The following is a 17,977-nucleotide window of genomic DNA, read 5'->3' on the forward strand; positions in this document are numbered from 1 at the left end:
ATCGGCCAGGAAGGAGCGGCTGAAGGAGAGGACACCGCGAGTGGACTTTCGCAGAGTTGCTCAGGAGGACGTTCGACTTCGAGGTGTTCGCCTGCGTGAGGTGTGGAGGCAGACTTGAGGGTCTTGGCGTACGTGAAGGGGGCCCCCGGGGTGCGGGCAATTCTGGAGCACCTGGGCTTGCCGACGGCATGTGCGAGGAGACCGGGTTTGGGAGTAGCCCGCATGACCCGCACTCAGGCGGATCCGCTCGAGGTCGGCCACCGAACCCCGCACCCTGCTGGATCCAGCCCAGGTTGAGCCCGAGGGCGAGGTTCCACGGTCGGTTTCCGGTGACTGGCATCGGCGGCCCTCCTCCCTGGGCGCAACGATGCGCACGCTGCTCGGACAGGGACAGGCACACGGAGGGGCCCAACTCCGGCTCAGGAGGTCAGGAGTGACGGAGGGCTCTGGCGCGTTGAGAGATGAGCCCCCGCGCGAAGGCGCTGCCGTCGCCCGGCCAGGCTCCCTGTGTCCCCATTCTCATGCCCGATCCCCGATCCGCTCTCGTGAACTCCTCTCCAGACGCCATCTCCATTGCCGACGGCCCGGCGAGACTCTCGCCTCCCCGCCCGCTGGCTCATGCCTCGGTCCTCTTCGCGGAGCCCCTGCCCGGCCTCGCGGAGGCTCCAGGCGCGTGGCTCTCGAGACTGGGCCTGGCAGAGCTGGGCTTCACCGTGGAGGTCGGCCAGGAAGTCCGGCTCACGAACGGCCGGCACACCGTGCGTGTCTTCAGGGGAAACGACCCCCTGCCCCGTGAGGGCCTGGACCTGCGGCAGTTTCCGAACCTTCCACGGGAGGGCTGCTACCTGACGCTCGCTTCCGGCATCTCCCCGCGTCAGGGCGAGGAGCAGTCGATGCGAGGCGGCGCCAGGCCGGACCCATGGGCAGAGGACGGTGTGATGCGCGTCTTCTCGCTGTTGGTCTCACGCCTTGCCCTCAACGGCACAGCGGTGGTTTTGCACCAGGCAGGCTCGCTCGTGAAGGACGCCAGGATCTTCGCTCGGCTGCTCCGGGGGCTGGCCCACCCCGACTACCGTCCGTTCCGCGCCTGGGTCGATCTCTCCCGCCGCCAGGGCAGCCGCTACCTTCAGCTGCGCGGCCTGGAGAGCTTCGGGCTGCCGGATCTCCAGCTCGCACCGGAGGAGTGGGACACGTGGGAGACGTCGCGTGGCCGGGAGGCCCTGTACTTCGCCGCCTATCGCATGGTTCGTGAGAACCGCCCGCTCTCCGCGGATGAGGTCCTGGAGGTGCCGCTGGGCGTGCAGCCCGGCTCCTGGCCCGAGCCATTCGGCGGAGACACCATGAGCTACCGGGTTCGCGCCGGCGAGCCTTCCAGCCTGATGCTCGAGCGCCTCTCGGATGCCGCGGAGCCCTTCACCCGCTGGGCGCGGGCGTCGGCACCGGGCAAGCCGTTCTCCTCGAGCGTGGGCGTCAATACGTACCAGGCCCTCTTCCGCCATGCCCTGGAAGGCGCCTTGCCGGGCGACACCATCGCCCAGATTGCACCTCCGGCCTCGCAGGCGCTTCCCCCGCATGAGGTACTCGTGCGCACGCGCCTGGGCCAGAGCGGCTTCACGGTCGTCACCAATGGCTTCGGCCGGGTGCCGCAGGCGAGCGGAAAGCGGGATTCAAGTGCCACCCATGAGGAACTGGCGGCGTGGATGGACTCGCACAGCCCGGAGCGCGCCCTGGCCCTGTCGGCGCTGGGGACGCTGAAGCAATCGAACGAGGGCAGCCAGCCGGCCTGGGCGCCGGGCGACATCGCCGTCGTCTCCGACCCGCTCCTGGGGCTGCGCCACTTCGTCATCGCACAGGGGCCCGCCGTGCCCTTGCCTCCAGGCTCGCCCGTGAACCTGCTTTGGGTCATCCCCCTGCTCGCGGCCGAGTTCGAGATGGTGCGGCGGGCCGGCCCCCTGCACTGGGCCAACCAGCTGCTGAAGGACCCGTCCCGCAGGACGGAGCTGGTGCAGCGCTGGAGCCTGGGCGCGAACTGACGCTCCCAGGCCCGCCCGCGCGGTACTGTGTAACCGTCCGGGCAATGACGTGACGTGAGCGGTTGCCGACGGACGAGGACCGTGGTCGACGCACGCCGCGAGGATTCAGAGGCTGGGCTGGAGGGGTGAGTCGGGCGGGTCGGCGACGCTTCGCCGTTTCCACTCGTGGGGCAGCAGCTCGCCGATGCGTGAGTTGGGATGTGTCTGCACGCGCAGCAGGACGTCGGCGACGAATCTCCCGTGCGGGTGCCTCCTCCGCCTTCCGGGAGGCTCTCTCCCGGCGCTTCTGCCGCCGCTGGCGTCGTCGCCACCTCCACCGGCAGCAGGCGAACCGCTTTGCCATTCTCGCCTTGCTGTCGTCGACGCCGGTACACCCACGACTGCAACGTGCTCAACCGCACGCCTCGATGCTGGGAAAACTCCTTCTGCGTCAGTCCGCTCGCCTCGAAGGCTTCAGCGACCCGGAACCACTCCTGCTTCTCCACCGGCTTTGACATTCCCGCCAGGGGCCTCGGCGCCGACTCCTCACTCAATGCCTCTCAGCACGTTCTTGGCCGGACGGATACGGTACTTTGGACGGATTGCTTTTCCGGAGCGCGGTGCCCAATGCTTCCGGCGGCTTCTGGCAACGAATGGGCCGGGACCGCTCAAAGGAGGAGAACTGCAATGGCAAACATTACCGTTTTTACCAACGAAGACTTCGGTGGTGCACAGGTCGATCTGCCGCCTGGCAACTACACCCGGGCCCAACTGGAGGCGCTGGGCATCGAGAACAACACCATCAGCTCGGTGAAGGTGCCGCCTGGCGTGAAGGCTGTCCTCTTCAAGAACGATGGTTTCACCGGCGACCAGATCGAAGTGGTGGCCAATGCCGAGGAGCTGGGCCCGCTGAACAACAACGTCTCCAGCATCAGGGTCATATCCGTGCCCGTGCAGCCCAGGGCCAGGTTCTTCTACAAAGAGCAGTTCGATGGCAAGGAGGTGGACCTGCCTCCTGGCCAGTACACCCAGGCCGAGCTGGAGCGGTACGGCATCGACAACAACACCATCAGCTCGGTGAAGCCGCAAGGCCTGGCGGTCGTCCTATTCAAGAACGACAACTTCTCCGGCGACACGCTGCCCGTGAATTCCGACGCCCCGACCCTGGGCGCGATGAACAACAACACCTCCAGCATCAGAATCTCCTGACGCTGGCACGCCGGCATTCCAGGTGACGGTCCCTGCCGCGGGGGCCGCCCCCCTTTCGAGCCCCAGAGACTCTCGAATCACTTGCATCCACGATGGCAGGGTGCGGCCCCACCCCCACTCGGTGACTCCACTCACGCTCACGGCCGAGCTGGTGCCCTGATCGTCTGAACGCGCTCGCCCCTCCAGTCGAAGACGGCGAGCGCACGCGCCACGTCCGCGTACCAGGGCAGCCCTGGTATGTCCTCGGGCACCAGCGCGCCGATGATCGAGCACTGAGAATGGAGAGAGACCTGCCAGGAAAAGCAGCGGTGCCCTCCACGCGGCGTTGCGAAGGCGAGATGGAAATTCCACGGACGCCATTCACTCAGGCAGGCGTGCGGTAGCAACTCAGAAGAGGGGAAGGATGCTCCGCTCCTGGCCGGACTCCCGGCGGGCCATGCAGGCGGCAACGCATCGTGCCCGTGATGCTCTTTCCAGTCATGGCGCCCACCTTCAGCGGAGGAGGGGCCATGTACTTCCAGGCCATCAAGACCGAGGGCCTTGCCCAAATCACCTACATCCTGGGCAGTGACGGCGAGGCGCTCGTCGTCGACCCCCGGCGTGATATCGACATCTACCTGGACGTGTTGCGGCGGCAGGAGTTGCGGCTGCGCTTCGTGCTCCAGACGCACCGCCAGGAAGACTTCGTTGAGGGCACTTCCGCGCTTGCCCGCTTTGCAGGCGCGCAGGTGGTGGCTGGCCGGCACCCCATCACCGGCCATGCCGACGTGCGGATGGGCGAGCGAGAGCGGCTACACCTGGGGGCCTTGACGCTGGTGGCGCTTCATACGCCGGGCCACACTCCAGAGAGCATGAGCTGGGCCGTCTACCTGGATCCCCACCATGCCCAGGCTTGGGGCGTCTTCACGGGCGACGCACTCTTTGCTGGAGAGACAGGGCGCACGGACCTGGCTGCGCCAGAGCGGGTCTACGAGAATGCCGCGCTCCTCTTTGATTCGCTCCATCAGAAGGTACTGCCCCTGGGCGACCAGACACTGGTCTTCCCGGCCCACGGAGCAGGCTCGGTGTGTGGCAGCGGCATCGCGGACAGGGAGTTGACGACACTGGGCTTCGAGCGCCTGCACAACCCCGTGTTCACCTCCAGCCGGAGCGACTTCATCCAGAGCAAGGTGCAGGAGCGGCTTCACCGGCCTTCGTATTTCTTGCGCATGGAGGAGGTGAACATACGCGGTGGCGTGCCACTCTCCGCGGGTTCATCCGCCATCCCCTTCCTGGAGCCGAAACGCTTTCAGTTGGCAAGTCACAGTGGCCTTGTCCTGGACGTGCGTGAGCCCGAGTCCTTCGCTGGGGGGCACATCCCGGGCTCGCTGAATGTCTGGATGCAGGGGTTGTCCGTGTTCAGTGGACAGATGGTACAGCCGGGCACACGGCTGTTCCTCGTCCTGCCTGCGCACGCGGACTCGAAGGAGGCCGTGCTGGCCCTGGCCCGCGTCGGCCTCGACCAGGTGGAGGGCATTCTCACGGGGGGATTCGGGGCATGGCGCAACGCGGGGTTGCCTATCAAGAGCAGCGGCACGCTGACGCCCGAGGCGCTCTTTTCCCAGTGGGAGGGCTTCCAGGTGCTCGACGTGCGCGAGCGCTCGGAGTTCGAGCGTGGCCACATTCTGAGCGCACGACATGCGTATGTGACAGAGCTGGAGGAGTGCCTCTCCGAACTGGGACTGCGCGAGGACCATCCGGTCGCGGTGGTGTGCAGCACGGGCCACCGCTCCGGACTTGCCACGAGCATCCTGCTCCGCAACGGCTTCCAGCAGGTCTCGAACGTGCTGGGCGGCATGTCGGCATGGCGGCGGCTGGAACTTCCGGTGCGGACAGGCCCGTCGTCGGAGGCCGAGGTCGAACAAGCAACGCGCTCCATGGGGGCAGAGGAGCAGGACGCTTCTCCACCGTCGCCTTCGTGAGCCGTCAACGATGTTGTCGTCGGATGGGGGCATCTCCACTTCGGGCGCGGGAAGGAGGCGGTCGTGGAGTCAGGTACGCATCAATTCGAACCGCACGTCAGTGAGGTTCAACTCCGCATCTCAGGCACGGGACTCCCGGAACTCTTCGAGGAGGCCGGGTATGCGCTCGCGGAGCTCATGCTCGGAGAGGCACCGTTGCCGCAGCCCTCGCCAGAATCGGCGGTGGTGCGCGTCGCGCTCGTGGCGGCGGACACCGAGGCCCTGCTTGTCGACTGGCTCAATGAGCTCATCGCCCGCTCGGACCTGACGAAGCGCGTCTACACGGACCTCGTGGTGGACGAGCTCCAAGAGCGGTCGCTGCGCGCCCACATTCGCGGCGTCTCGCCTCCCGTGCTGAAGACCGCTGTGAAGGCCGCCACCTTCCATGGCCTGGAGTTGCACGAGCACGACGACGGCTTCACGGCCACGGTCGTCCTCGATGTCTGAGACCATCCCCCTGTCATGAGGCAAGCATGGAGACACTTCCCGAGGTCCCGCAGCAGCTCGAGCCGCTCATCCGGCAGATAGGGCCCGCCCTGTATGAACTGGGCCAGGGCTTCCGAGAGGACATGCGGGTACCGGCCCGCATCGTCGCGGACTCGGAGTTGCTCCAGCAGATGGTCCAGGACCGGAGCGTGCCTCAGCTCGTCAATGTCACCACACTGCCGGGCATCCAGGGCTTCGCCATCGGAATGCCGGACATGCACGAGGGCTACGGCTTCCCCGTGGGCGGCGTGGCGGGTACAGCGTTGCCGGATGGCGTCATCTCGCCGGGCGGCATCGGGTTCGATATCAACTGCGGCGTGAGATTGCTGGCGACCGGGCTTCGGCACGAGGACGTGAAGGAGGTCCTGCCGGAGGTGGCTCACGACCTCGCTCGGAGCATTCCCACAGGCTTCGGCCGGCATGGCCGCCTGTCGTTGGCTCCCGAGCAGATGGACCGAGTCCTCACGGAGGGCGTCCCCTATCTGGTGGACGTTCTAGGACTGGGAACACCGGAGGACGTCGACTACCTGGAGGCCAGAGGCTGCCTCGATGGCGCCGACACAGCCAAGGTCTCTGTCCGGGCCCAGGGGCGGGGGCATGACCAGCTTGGCACGCTCGGTGGCGGCAACCACTTCCTGGAAGTGCAGCGGGTGGAGCGCGTCCTCGACTCGGAGGCGGCCCCGGCGCTCGGGCTGTTCGAGGGCCAGCTCACCGTGCTCATCCATACGGGCTCGCGCGGACTGGGGCACCAGGTCTGCACGGATGCGGTGCGCACCATGGACCGCGCCCTGGCTCGCGAGGGCATCCGGCTCGTGGACCGTCAACTCGCCTGTGCGCCGCTGTCGTCGGCGGAGGGGCAGGACTACTTCGCGGCCATGTGCGCCGCGGCCAACTTCGCCTGGGCCAACCGGCAGGTGCTCACCCACCGGGTGCGCGAGGTGTTCCGCCGGTGGTTCGGAGACCGTTCCGCTGCGTGGCCTCGCATCGTCTATGACGTGGCCCACAACATCGCGAAGTTGGAGCCGCATGGAGGCCAGCGCCTCTGTGTACACCGCAAGGGCGCGACACGGGCCTTCGGTCCAGGGCACCCCGAGCTGCCCGCGGCCTACCATCAGGTCGGCCAGCCCGTGTTCATCCCCGGAAGCATGGGCACGGCGTCGTTCGTGCTGGTGGGGACGGAGGCTGCCGAGGCCATCTCACTCAGCAGCGCCTGCCATGGGGCGGGACGGCGGCTGAGCCGGGCCGCTTCCAAACGCCAGGTGGTGGGAAGTGAGCTGCGCGCGGCGCTGAATCGTCAGGGCATCGCCGTGGAGTGTCCCTCCAATGCGGAGCTCGCGGAGGAAGCGCCCCTGGCCTACAAGGACGTGGATCGGGTGGTGGACGTGGTCGAGGCGGCTGGCATCGCGCGGAAGGTGGCGCGGCTGGTGCCGCTCGCGGTGTTGAAAGGCTGAGCGCCGGGTTGCATTGGACCGGAGGCGTGCGCTCACCGCGTCCAAGGAGGTTCCGCCGCCGTGCGGGGGAACCAGGGGCCCTGAGGCCGCTCGTCGCTTGTCTGGGAGGCTCACGTCCACTGAAGGACGAGCGCACCGTTGCCGTCTGATGCCAGCCGCGTGCGGGTCCCAAGGTCCCGCCCCTGCCGGTCCAGGACGCCGCCCAGCCACTCAGCGTCCTGTCGTGAGGCATGATGGGGATGGAATTGGCGCAGCTGCATCGGGAGCATGCGGAGGCCCGTCAGCTGACCGGTGGCCGGGGCGATGGACGCCAGGTACAGCAGCGTCAGGTCTGGACGGAAGGCCGTGTGGCCAGAAATTCCCTCATAGTCGTTCAGGAAGTCTCCGCAGCCGTAGAGGATGAGGTGGCCCCGGTGGACCTCGATGCCGCGGGGGTGGTGCGACGAGTGGCCATGGATGATGTCGACGCCGGCTTCATCGATGAGCGCTCGCGCGAAGGCCCGCTGCGCGTCCGGCACTGCATAGCCCCAGTTGCCACCCCAGTGAATGGAGGCAACGACGATGTCGCCCGTGCGTTTGACGGCCGCGACGCGCTCGCCCAGTTGCCGCACTGCGGTGGGTGACAGCGCTGGCAGCAGATCCACGCCGGGCCGGTCTTCCGTCGCGGCCCAGACGGGTGGGATTCCGCTGCTGCTATCACCGAACGAAAACACGACGACCCGGCCCCCGGTCACATCCAGGATGGCCGGCCGCCGTGCTCGCTCCTGCTCCTCCCCGAGCCCCGCGGTGGCGATGCCCAGGCGCCGGAGGGTCGCCAGCGTTTCGAGGAGCCCCGGATAGCCCCAGTCCAGCACGTGGTTGTTCGCCAGCGCGCAGCAATCGATCCGGGCTGCTGTAAGGCAAGCCGCGTTCTCCGGGTGCATGCGATAATGGATGCCCTTGTCTGGCCACCACGCCTCGCTTGTGGTGACGCTCGTCTCCAGGTTGATGATTCGAACATCCGGCGCGGCTCGCTCCATCTCGTCGAGCGCGTCACCCCAGAGCTCACCGAAGCCGACGGGCGTCCGGATGGGGCCATTGCGTTCCTCTGCCAGCCGGACGTAGTCCCGCGCATCCTTCAGGTAGTCCTCGTGGATGCCCGGCGGAGCAGGGTGGGGCAGGACCTGGTCGATGCCCCGGCCCGTCATCACATCTCCGCAGAGCAGGAGGGTGAGCACCTTCCCCGAGGCCGAAGGCGTCGAGCCATGGGCGCTCCGCTCCCTGTCCGGCGTATCTGGAATCATCGTGAGTCGGACCCCCGCCACAGGTGCGGCGCGGAGCAAGCCCGGGAGCGCGTCAGAGCGTCAGCCACTTCTTGGTGGTCACGGTATGGACGGTGGAGATGCGCTTCTCCACCTCCTTCGTCTCCTGGCAGCGTGGGCACTTGGGCGTTCGCTCATCGTGCTCCTTGACGCTCATGATCTCGGTGAAGGGCTCCTTACACTTGCGGCAGTAGAACTCGTAGACGGGCATCACTCGCTCCTGCTCGGGCCTGGTGGCCTCCTGTGAAGGGTGGGGATGGAGCGTGATGCACGGCAGCGCTCAAGCTGCCATCCCCGCGCCGGAACGGCGGCTCCTTCGGAGGGCCGGGATGAACTGCGCCCGGTGGGCTCCTGTGAGACCGGGATATCGCGGCCCGGGTGGTGGTGGCTCGCTGATGCTTCGGGGCGCCCGGTCAGGAGTGGGCCGTGTCGCCGGGCGGCGCGTGACGGTCGTGACCGAGGGTGAGCCGGGCCTGTGCCAGTAGCGTCGCGACCGCTTCATCTGGAACCTGCTGGAAGTCGGCGTACCACTGGCCAATGGCATACAGCGACGGCGTTGAAAGCACGCACACCACGTCATCCGCCAGGGGGGCGAGCTCTGCGAGCGTCTGGGATGCCGCGACGGGGACCGCGAGGATGATGCTGCCGGGCCGGTGCATGCGGAGCGCCTGGATGGCCGCTCGGACGGTACCTCCCGTCGCGATGCCGTCGTCCACCAGGATGATGCGCTGGCCTTCGATTCGAGGCGCCCCGATGCCCTGGCGGAAGCGCGCCACCCGGACCTTCACTTCATCCGTCTTCTGACGGACGAGGCCTTGCAGGTCCGCCTCGGTGACGCCCACCTCGTCCATCAGCCTCCGGTTGACGAACGCGACACCGCCTTCCGCGACCGCGCCGAGGCCCAGTTCCTCGTAGCCCGGCACACCGACCTTGCGGACCACCCAGACGTCCAGCGGTGCGCCCAGTGCTGTTGCCACCTCAAAGGCCACAGGTACACCCCCGCGGGGCAACGCCAGGACGAGCGTGCCTTCACCCGTGTAGCCACGCTCGTGCAGCAGTTGGGCGAGCCGCCGGCCCGCATCGACACGATCCTCGAAGGACATGGCACCCCCTGCGATCAAGAGAAGCATGGCCGGGGCACCTGTCCACCGATGCCTGTCGATGTCCGAGGCCCTGGGGGCCGGGTGGTCCGGTGAGGGGCTTGGAGCTCTGGACCTCGTGGGAGGGCGCACGCTGCATTGCGTCCTGGGCGCGCGGAGCGACAGGCGCTCCTGGTGGACCGAATCCCAGCGTCGGGCTCTGCACGTGATGTCAGTTCAAGGTAAGGACGCCTGAGCGAAGCAGTCACCCGAGCCCCGGGCTGGAGGCGGCCGCGAGCAGGGGCGTCTGGTCACCCTGTGCGCGTTGCGCCGTCCGACAATCCGCGCCCGGGGGCTCGCAAGCTCACTCTTCCCGCGACGCGGGGACACGACGCGCTCCCACTGGCGACAACGGCGCGCTGCCGTGGGCCTTCAGCGACTCAAGGGGGCCACGGGGAAGACGAGGTCGTCGTGGTCTGTCCAGGCTCCCGGGGCGCAGCTGACCTGGGTGGGATGGGTGCCGAGGATGCCGCGAATCGCCTGGAGCCCTCCCTCTGGCAGCGTGAAGGTGGTGGATAGCTCCTGCGCCCCTGTCACTTCGAGCGGGAGCCGGGCGACATGCGTCCATTGGGGGCTGCGCGCGTCGGGCGCGTGGAAGAGGTCCACCGCTTCCAGGAAGGGCACGAAGCCGAAGGCGGTCGCGGTGAGTTTCACCGGCTTGCCGGCGGTGAGAGGGCCGCCGTCCTGGCTGGAGACGCGCAGCCCCTCCAGCGTCGCGGTGATGAGGTAGGTGCCATCGATGCCATCCGCACAGCTCGCACCGAGCGTGTTGGGCGCATGGCGCTCTGGCCCCACGGTGCCCATGCCGCGCACGAGCACGCCGGTGTCGCACGCGAACGCGAGGGTGGCGCAGCGGGGCGCCTGGAGCGTCGAATCGAAGTCGGCGATGTCGGGGTTGCGCACCGTCACCGTCATGGGCGCGGCGCGCCATGCCTTGAGCGCGGTGTCGTAGGCGCGGACCTCCAGGGTGGCCGGGCCGTTGAGCTCTTCCCGGGTGTCCCAGTCGAGCTCGAAGGGGTGGGTGTCGTCACTGGCGCGCAGGAGGCCGTTGACCCAGAAGTCCACGCGCCGGACCGCCGCATCGTCCCAGGCGAGCACCCGCACACGTGAGGTGGCGCGCACGGTGCTCCAGGGGAAGGGCGTTACGACGTGTGCCCAGGGGCGGTGGACGTCCCCCGTCGAGCGGCGGAAGCCCGCCTGGAGCAGCAGGTCGGGGGAGCCCGGCCCGGCGTTCTTCACGCGGCCCGAGATGGCGGCGCCCGCGAGCGCGTCCATCACCTGGGCCGGGGTGGCGGTGGGGTGGATCTCCAGGTAGAGCGCGGCGGCGCCGGCGACGTGAGGGGTGGCCATGGAGGTACCGGAGAAGACCTCGCTTGCCGTGTCGTTGGCGATGCCGGCGGAGCGAATGTCCTCGCCCGGCGCGTACAGGTCGACGCAGGGGCCGTGATTCGAGAATGACGCGCGGGAGTCCTCCACGTTGGTGGCGCCCACGGTGAGGGCTTCCGCCGCGCGAGCAGGAGACTCGTCGCACGCGCTGACGCCGTCGTTGCCCGCGGCCACCACGGCGGTGACTCCGGCGGCCACGACGTTGCGGACCGCCTGGTCCAGCGCCTCCGAGACCTCCAGCCCGATGCTCAGGTTGGCGACCGCGGGGGACTGGTGATGGGCGGCGACCCAGTCGATGCCGGCGATGATGCCCGACAGGGGGCCTTCTCCGTCACAGTTCAGGATGCGCACGGGATGCAGCGTCACGGCCCGGGCCACGCCCCAGGTAGTGCCACCGAGGATGCCCGCGACGTGGGTGCCGTGCCCGTCGCAGTCCTCCGCGCCACCGTCGGGGGCCACCGCGTCGAAGCCCTCGCCCAGGCGTCCCTGGAACTCGGCATGCGTGGAGCGGATGCCCGTGTCGAGCACGTACGCGTGGACACCCGCGCCGCTCAGCGCCGGGCGATAGAGACCATCCAGGGGCAGGTACTCCTGGTCCACGCGGTCCAGGCCCCACGCCGCCGTCTCCGCCGTGGCGAGCGGGCGCACCCATGCATCCTGTTCGATGAAGGCCACGCGCTCGTCGGCGCGCAGCGCCTCCAAGCGCGCGTCGTCCAGCTCCGCCGAGAAGCCCTGGAGCGCATGTTCATAGGTGTGGAGCACCTTCGCGCCATGCGTCTTGGCGAGGTTCGACACGTGCTCCCGCGTCTTCAGGGGCCCCTGGGATGCGGAGCGGGCCTCCGGGCGGAGCACGACGATGTATCGGTTCGGAATGGGGCGCTGGCGCGGGGCCGCATGGGCGAGGGGAGCGGGCGGCTCGGTGCAACTGGTAGTGGTGGTGAGCAGACACAGAAGCGGGACGAGATGGAGTTTCCACATGGGGCGTGGGCCTGAGGTGGGACGCCTCTCGCGGAGGCGTCATGCCTGGGCGAGGGCGGCGTCATGGTTCGCCCGCTTGGACGCCACGGGTGTTGGGATTGATCAATCCGGAGGGCCACTTTCCTCAGGTCTCTGAGCATTCCCGTGAGAAACACCGCCGTTCCCCCGTCGTTCGACGTGTCTTCTCGAGAGTGAGCGAGGCGCGCGGTCATCACTCTGCCTGTGCGGTTGATGCGCTGGACGGGGCTGCAGGCTCAGGTCGGGGCCCCCGGCTGCAGGGCCCACGTCACGATGAGGGCACATCATCACTTCCAATCCCGACGTCACGTGGGACACCGAGGCCATTCACCCGGCCACCGCACGCGCGTGCGGCGGACATCAGGACGCGAGGCTATCTCAGTGCCGCTGGCGCGTTCGACGACTACGGGCTGTATTCGACGACGCAGGTGTCATCGGTCGACGTCACGACGCTCGTCGTCCGCCGACTCGGCCCGGAGCGCGTCGCCGAGGACTTCGGCTACGGTGACCTCCTGTACGCGGAGGTTGCGCCGACGCTCGCATGGCAACCGCTCGCGGCGTGGGTGCTGCGCCACTGAGGAGATGGCTCACGAGGAGCACGCTTCCGGGCGGGTCTCGCGGAGTGTGGACCCTGCGGCTCCGGCATTTGCCAGGAGAGCCGAGCCGCGTTACGGCTGCGTCGCGCCCACCCGGAACCCGGACCGGGTCGGAGGGCAAGGAAATCGACGCATGGGCACGCAGGCGCTCATGCCGTCATCAATGCCCACCTTGCCCGTGCCGCGCAGGCCCTCGGCGATTCGCGGCCACGCGCAGCAGGCATTGCTCGGACAGGCGCGTGCGTTTCATGTGCGCCTTTGACGCGTCACGGACGTGCCGTTGACACGTCAAGCCACGTCCTCGAGGCCTCCCAGGTGCGAAAACGCGGCGGTTGCCCTTTGGAACGGCGTTTGCTGAGGCGCGAACATTTTCCCCACCTGGAGAAACGATGTTCAAGCGAAGGCGTTCGCAGCGTCCCTGGATGAGTCGCTGTCCCCCCCTGGGACTGGCGATGGTCGTCACTTTCCTGTTGGCAGGTTCGTGCGGCGACACGACCCCCGAGGAGGACAACCCGGACACGTTTACGGCGAAGAGTCCTCACGAGGACCTCGACAGCCTCGTGTGGGAGCCCCAGTTCGAGCCCGACTACAACAACCTTCAACCCCAGCCCTGGGTGGAGGTCGTTACGGAGGCGCAGGCGCGCAACGTCGTCGTCCGGCCGGACACGCTCATCTTCCCGAAGGCGGACCACCCCGAGGTGCTGCTCTGGGAAGAAGGGAAGGTGGTGGTGGCGGCGCCGAGCGATGGCCCGGGAGCGAATCCTCTCGGCTTCGCTCGCCGGGTCGTCTCCGTTACCGAGGTGGATGACTCCCTCGTCGTCGAGACGGAAGCCGTGGCCCTCCAGGACATCGTCACGGGGGAGATGCAGTTCACGTTCGACTACTCGGAAGTGCAGACCGTCGATATCTCGAAGCTCGACCTCGATTGGGCCGCCAGGCACCTGTATGTCGATGCGAACATCATGTCTCCCAGGGCGGAGGGCAATCCCGACGACGAGCCGCTGCCCGAAGCCGAGGAGGAAGGGGACCCGGCGCTCCCCGGAGACCCCTTCCTGGGCTCTATCTGGAACGCGATCACCGCGGTGGGGAACGCCCTGGGCGGAGCGGCCAAGGCGGTGGCTGACGCGGCGGTGGATGTCTGGAAGGCGGTGACTGTCGAGGGGATCACCACGGGCATGGAGATCAAACCCGAAATCAAGAACAACTACTCGAGCGCCTTGTTCAAGCTCGAGTATGAGAAGAGCTTCAACGAGGCGGGGAAGACCCCAATCAAGCTCTCCCTGAAGGGCACGGGGAACTCGTCGGTGGACTATTCCTTCAACCCGGGTGTGCAGGTGGGTGTGAAGGTGCCTCCCATCCTGGGAGGGAACCAATCGACCTCCATGTGGCTGAACGTGGATAGCAAGTCCAGGCTCAAGCTCGATGTCGAGGCCATCCTGGACGCCAAGATTGAATCCGCGGACGGTCTGACGGGCAAGAAGCTCCAGGACAAACTCGCGGAGAGAACGAAGTTCGTCGAGGACGTCCTCGCCCAAGCGAAACAGAAGTATCTGGGCCATCCGGACATGCGGCCCGCGGGTGGATGGAAGCGCAACATCCTCGTCACGAAGCCGGCGGTGCAGACCCTCTTCGCCGGGCCCGTGCCGGTCGTCCTGACCCAGACCCTCCAGGTTGATCTCGAGTGTGGATTCGAGGCGAAGGCGGGCGTCAAGGCGAACGTGAGCTTCGAGCACAACACCACCTTCAAGTTCGAGGCTCGCTATGAGAACGGAGAGGTGACGACGACGCCGGCCCAGTTCGAGAAGAAGAAGAACACCGACATCACGGTGACCGGTGAAGGCAGCCTCGTGGTTGTCTGCGGGCTCATTCCCCGCATCAACGTGTACGTGTACGACGCGCTCGGAATGAACGCCGGTGTCCGCGCGTCGCTGGTGGCCTCTGCGAAGTACGCGTCGCGCTGCGAGGCGAAGAAGCCCAAGGCGGACATCACGCTGGGGCTCGACGGCAATCTCGGTGTCCAGGTGGGGGGCCGGATTCAGCCCCCAGGAACCAGCTACCTGGGCTCTTCCGGTGTGGACCTCGGCTGGGACATTGGCCCCCTCGAGGTCTACAACCATCAGTTCAAGCTCTTGGAGAAGACGTTCAGCCTGAACGACGGCCTGGGCTATTGCTCGAACACGTGTGGCAACGGGGTCAGGGACGGGAGTGAGACGGGCCTGGACTGTGGCGGCGGCTCATGCAGCGCTTGCGCCGAGGGGAAGAAGTGCTTGGTCAACTCGGACTGCGCGCTCGGGTATTGCAACGCGGGCAAGTGCTCGGCGGCGAACCACTGCGCCAATGGTGTCGTGGACGGAGACGAAACGGGCATCGACTGCGGCGGTTCGAAGTGCAAGCCCTGCGGGAACAAGCAGGGCTGTATCCGCCCCGAGGATTGCGCATCCGGGTATTGCAAGAAGCCCGTGGCGTCCGGAGTCGATTTTGGGACGTGCGTACAGAACCACTGCAACACGGGTGTCAAGGACGCCGACGAGAGCGGTATCGACTGCGGTGGAAATGACTGCCCGAAGTGCAAGGTGAAAGCGCGATGCGCGGTGGGGGCAGATTGTGCGTCCGGGGTGAGCAACGGCACCTTCTGTGTCCCGAGCTCCTGCGAGGACCGCAAGAAATCCGGTGACGAGACGGACGTGGATTGCGGCGGTTCCGTCTGTGCACGTTGCGAGAGCGGCAAGAAGTGCAAGCAGACCTCCGACTGTATGCTGCGGGAGGAGGGGCGTCCCCTGTATTGTGAACTATTCGGCTCATCAGACGATGGGTACTGCCTGCGCACATGGTGCGATAATAGGAGTAAGGATTTGAACGAGACCGACGTGGACTGCGGGGGGCCCTGCGCACCTTGTTCTGAGGGAAAGAAGTGTCTCCAGCAGAGTGACTGCGCCGCGGGTCTGGAGTGTGATACGTCGACCCGTCCCCACTTCTGTGTGTCGTTCCTCTGCGCTGCGGGCCAGTACCTCTCCAATGGAGTCTGTGTGGACGTGGGCATCGGGCATTGGTCTCCCGCGAGCTCCAATGCTCGTAACGCCTGCACGAACGCACCCGCGAACGCGGTGTATACGAGTCCGACGGCTGCTCAGGCCAATTGCCCCTGGACCTGTAAGTCCGGGTATCTGCGCGACGCCACGGGGACGAAGTGCGAGAAGAACGACACCGTCCAGGTCCTCACGTGCGGGGACGACGAGGTGGCGGTCGGAATCCACGGGCGGGAAGGCGCGTGGTTGGACGCGCTCGGAATGCGCTGTGCCCGCTTCGACTCCGGAAGAATCATCAGTGCCACCACGAGCGCCCCCGCGATTGGGGGCACGAATGGTGATTCCTTCACCCTGGACTGCGCAGCCGGTGAAGTCGTCCAGAAGGTCACCGGAATCAACGGTTGGGCCAGTGGAGCGCCCAATCAGACCTGGTGCAATGCGCAAAACCTGTCGACGATTGTGCTGTCGTGCCGGAATCTCCAGACGGGGAAGCTCACCGTGATGCCCAGGGTGGGCGGAAAGAACGCTGGCTGCACGGTGGGCAACCCGCCCGAGTACTCCTTCGGCTGTGGCGCAAACGGCTATCTCCGCGGGCTCGTGGTGGATAGCGCGAACACCTCCATGTACGTCGGCTACGTGCTCGACAGGAGTTGCCGCTAGGCGCTCGGCGACCTCCGTCGCCTCCGCCAGAGCCAGGCTCCCAGGCCGGCGCCCGCGCCTCCCATCCATCCCCAGAAGGAAGATGGGAGGCGGGGCGCTGGCTCGGGCGGGGCGGCTGGCGCGGGAGGGCCACTCTCGAACTCGAGGGAGAGGTGGTCGTACCAGCCATCCAACTCGCCCGCGTTGGCGAGTTGGAGGAAGACGTCGGAGGCGCCCTCCGTTTCGATGCGTGCACTTCTCCACGCCCCGGGCAGTGGGACCGCCGTGACGTCCGCGTCGGAGTGGCTTTGGGGGCCGTCATGGCGCCACTGAAGAGGGCGGTGGCGCCTGGCGAGGACCACGGGGTGGAATGGCGTCAGCTCCTGCCCCGGTGGGGGCCGGGGGGCGCCGCTCCTGAAACGCAGGGACATGGCCGAGGTCCCCGGCGGGACACGGGCATGGAATTGGAGGAGGCCGGGCGCCAGTCCCTTCATCCCCAGGGAGCGCCCGCCGGGAGCCACGAAGGCTCCAGCGCTCCCTCCAAGGCTTTGCCCTGGCTCCAGCTCCAGCACGCGCGGGCAGGCGGGAAGGAGGCCCCGGCGGGAGAACGTCTCCTGGGCGGAGCGGGCGAAGTCGGGGGCCTCCCGGGTGAGCCTGGTGACAAGTGCTTCCAGGAAGCGCTCCAGGGACAGCTCGGAGGCCGGCTGGAAGGTCTGGAGCGTGGTGAGCACGGCGCGGTCCAGGGCCCCACGCTGGGACGGGCTCGCGGGCTCGCGGAGGGCCCAGAGCGCGGAGGACAGGAGCAGGGCGTCGGTGTGGCGCTGTCCCACGAGTGCCTCGGGGCAGCGGGCCAGCGTGTGAATGTTGCGCGAGCGCCAGGGTTCGGCAGCCCGCACGGCGTATTCTCCGAGGAAGGGGTCTCCCGAGATGGCGGCGGCGAAGTAGTCCGCGAGCCCCTCATCGATGGCGCCAGGCGAGCCGTCGGCGCCGAATGTGTCGAGCCGCCAGGCGCTCCGTGGCAGGAAGGGCTCCAGGAGCGCATGGGTCACCTCATGCGCGATGGTGTCGCCGTCATAGGCGAGGTTCACCCCGGGGCCCCGTCCGAACCAGAGGGTGTCGTGCGCGCGCGCATCCCCCTCGGTGGCGGGCACGAAGAGCGCATCGCCCCACGGGAGGAGGACCTTTCCGTCCCGTGAGGGCATCCGCACGTCCGCCACGAGCCGGAGCGGCGGCTTCTCGTCAGGCCAGGGGCGCTCCCACCCGAGGGAACGGAAGTAGTTCAAGGTCGCTGCCGCGTGGAAGAAGAGCGAGGCCTCCGCGAAGGCATCCGGAGAGGACCCGTCCACGTCCTGGCGGGGCGGTGTGGCGAAGAGGCCGCGGGCATCAGGCCGGGCGGTGGACTGGAGAGAGCAGACGCGCTCAGGAGGAAAGCGCGCGTCCTCCGGCGGAAGCGGATGGGCTTCGGGGACGACACAGGACAGTGCCTCGATCCATGGATGCGCCAGTCGTCTCCCCGAGGGAGGAAGCGGGAGCTCCTGCTCGCTGGGAACAGGGGTCCGGACGGGATTCTGGGCGAACACGAGCGCACGAGGTGTGGGCGCAGCCGGGGGCGTGGCCGCCAGCGCGCGCGTCGTCACCAGAACGATGCCGAGCGCACGGAGAGGAGCGGTCGTGAAGGCCATGTTGGATTGGCTCCCCTTGGTTTGGACGGTTCAGGCGCGGAAACTCGCGACACG

General features: G+C 67.6%; 12 protein-coding genes. 7 read left to right on the top strand and 5 right to left on the bottom strand.

Annotated elements, in window-relative coordinates:
- Window positions 1-545: 545 nt before the first annotated feature.
- From F8M74_RS27140 to F8M74_RS27165, 5 genes are all read left to right on the top strand, one after another.
- Window positions 546-2,033, top strand: coding sequence for a hypothetical protein (locus F8M74_RS27140; RefSeq protein ID WP_228560393.1), 1,488 nt, complete (start codon window positions 546-548; stop codon window positions 2,031-2,033).
- Between the two features lie 666 nt (window positions 2,034-2,699).
- On the top strand, window positions 2,700-3,221 hold the full coding sequence (locus tag F8M74_RS27150; protein ID WP_140794495.1) for a beta/gamma crystallin-related protein: 522 nt from the start codon (window positions 2,700-2,702) through the stop codon (window positions 3,219-3,221).
- 464 nt (window positions 3,222-3,685) lie between these two features.
- On the top strand, window positions 3,686-5,182 hold the full coding sequence (locus tag F8M74_RS27155) for a rhodanese-like domain-containing protein (protein WP_141256149.1): 1,497 nt from the start codon (window positions 3,686-3,688) through the stop codon (window positions 5,180-5,182).
- Between the two features lie 63 nt (window positions 5,183-5,245).
- On the top strand, window positions 5,246-5,668 hold the full coding sequence (locus tag F8M74_RS27160; RefSeq protein WP_141256150.1) for an archease: 423 nt from the start codon (window positions 5,246-5,248) through the stop codon (window positions 5,666-5,668).
- A 26-nt stretch (window positions 5,669-5,694) separates the two neighbouring features.
- Complete coding sequence (locus F8M74_RS27165) at window positions 5,695-7,158, top strand: RtcB family protein (protein WP_228560391.1); 1,464 nt, start codon at window positions 5,695-5,697, stop codon at window positions 7,156-7,158.
- Between the two features lie 110 nt (window positions 7,159-7,268).
- Here the strand turns inward: F8M74_RS27165 and F8M74_RS27170 are convergent, their stop codons facing one another.
- From F8M74_RS27170 to F8M74_RS27185, 4 genes are all read right to left on the bottom strand, one after another.
- On the bottom strand, window positions 7,269-8,441 hold the full coding sequence (locus F8M74_RS27170) for a CapA family protein (protein ID WP_141256152.1): 1,173 nt from the start codon (window positions 8,439-8,441) through the stop codon (window positions 7,269-7,271).
- A gap of 52 nt (window positions 8,442-8,493) precedes the next feature.
- The gene (locus F8M74_RS27175; protein WP_011555386.1) at window positions 8,494-8,670 is read right to left on the bottom strand and encodes an FmdB family zinc ribbon protein; all 177 of its coding nucleotides are present in this window, start codon (window positions 8,668-8,670) and stop codon (window positions 8,494-8,496) included.
- A gap of 202 nt (window positions 8,671-8,872) precedes the next feature.
- Window positions 8,873-9,562, bottom strand: coding sequence for a phosphoribosyltransferase (locus F8M74_RS27180; RefSeq protein WP_141256153.1), 690 nt, complete (start codon window positions 9,560-9,562; stop codon window positions 8,873-8,875).
- 408 nt (window positions 9,563-9,970) lie between these two features.
- Complete coding sequence (locus F8M74_RS27185; RefSeq protein WP_216620204.1) at window positions 9,971-11,962, bottom strand: S8 family serine peptidase; 1,992 nt, start codon at window positions 11,960-11,962, stop codon at window positions 9,971-9,973.
- 446 nt (window positions 11,963-12,408) lie between these two features.
- On the opposite strand from F8M74_RS27185, the gene F8M74_RS27190 reads away from it, so the two are divergent.
- Window positions 12,409-12,558, top strand: a complete 150-nt coding sequence (locus F8M74_RS27190) for a hypothetical protein (protein ID WP_228560389.1) — start codon at window positions 12,409-12,411, stop codon at window positions 12,556-12,558.
- A 440-nt stretch (window positions 12,559-12,998) separates the two neighbouring features.
- On the top strand, window positions 12,999-16,262 hold the full coding sequence (locus tag F8M74_RS27195; RefSeq protein WP_228560387.1) for a hypothetical protein: 3,264 nt from the start codon (window positions 12,999-13,001) through the stop codon (window positions 16,260-16,262).
- Here F8M74_RS27195 and F8M74_RS27200 read toward each other — a convergent pair.
- A complete protein-coding gene (locus F8M74_RS27200) occupies window positions 16,259-17,923 on the bottom strand; it encodes a M4 family metallopeptidase (RefSeq protein WP_141256155.1) in 1,665 nt (554 codons plus the stop codon). The two genes, F8M74_RS27195 and F8M74_RS27200, sit on opposite strands and share 4 nt — an antisense overlap.
- Between the last annotated feature and the right edge of the window lie 54 nt (window positions 17,924-17,977).

Origin of the sequence: Myxococcus sp. CA023 (genome assembly GCF_010998615.1) — a bacterium.
Taxonomy (GTDB): Bacteria; Myxococcota; Myxococcia; order Myxococcales; family Myxococcaceae; genus Myxococcus.

What these genes read in the sequence shown, in the direction of transcription:
- F8M74_RS27150 (WP_140794495.1), top strand. Translation starts at nt 2,700, where the DNA reads ATGGCAAACATTACCGTTTTTACCAACGAAGACTTCGGTGGTGCACAG.
- F8M74_RS27155 (WP_141256149.1), top strand. Translation starts at nt 3,686, where the DNA reads ATGCTCTTTCCAGTCATGGCGCCCACCTTCAGCGGAGGAGGGGCCATG.
- F8M74_RS27165 (WP_228560391.1), top strand. Translation starts at nt 5,695, where the DNA reads ATGGAGACACTTCCCGAGGTCCCGCAGCAGCTCGAGCCGCTCATCCGG.
- F8M74_RS27170 (WP_141256152.1), bottom strand. Translation starts at nt 8,441, where the DNA reads ATGATTCCAGATACGCCGGACAGGGAGCGGAGCGCCCATGGCTCGACG.
- F8M74_RS27175 (WP_011555386.1), bottom strand. Translation starts at nt 8,670, where the DNA reads ATGCCCGTCTACGAGTTCTACTGCCGCAAGTGTAAGGAGCCCTTCACC.
- F8M74_RS27180 (WP_141256153.1), bottom strand. Translation starts at nt 9,562, where the DNA reads ATGTCCTTCGAGGATCGTGTCGATGCGGGCCGGCGGCTCGCCCAACTG.
- F8M74_RS27185 (WP_216620204.1), bottom strand. Translation starts at nt 11,962, where the DNA reads ATGTGGAAACTCCATCTCGTCCCGCTTCTGTGTCTGCTCACCACCACT.
- F8M74_RS27195 (WP_228560387.1), top strand. Translation starts at nt 12,999, where the DNA reads ATGAGTCGCTGTCCCCCCCTGGGACTGGCGATGGTCGTCACTTTCCTG.
- F8M74_RS27200 (WP_141256155.1), bottom strand. Translation starts at nt 17,923, where the DNA reads ATGGCCTTCACGACCGCTCCTCTCCGTGCGCTCGGCATCGTTCTGGTG.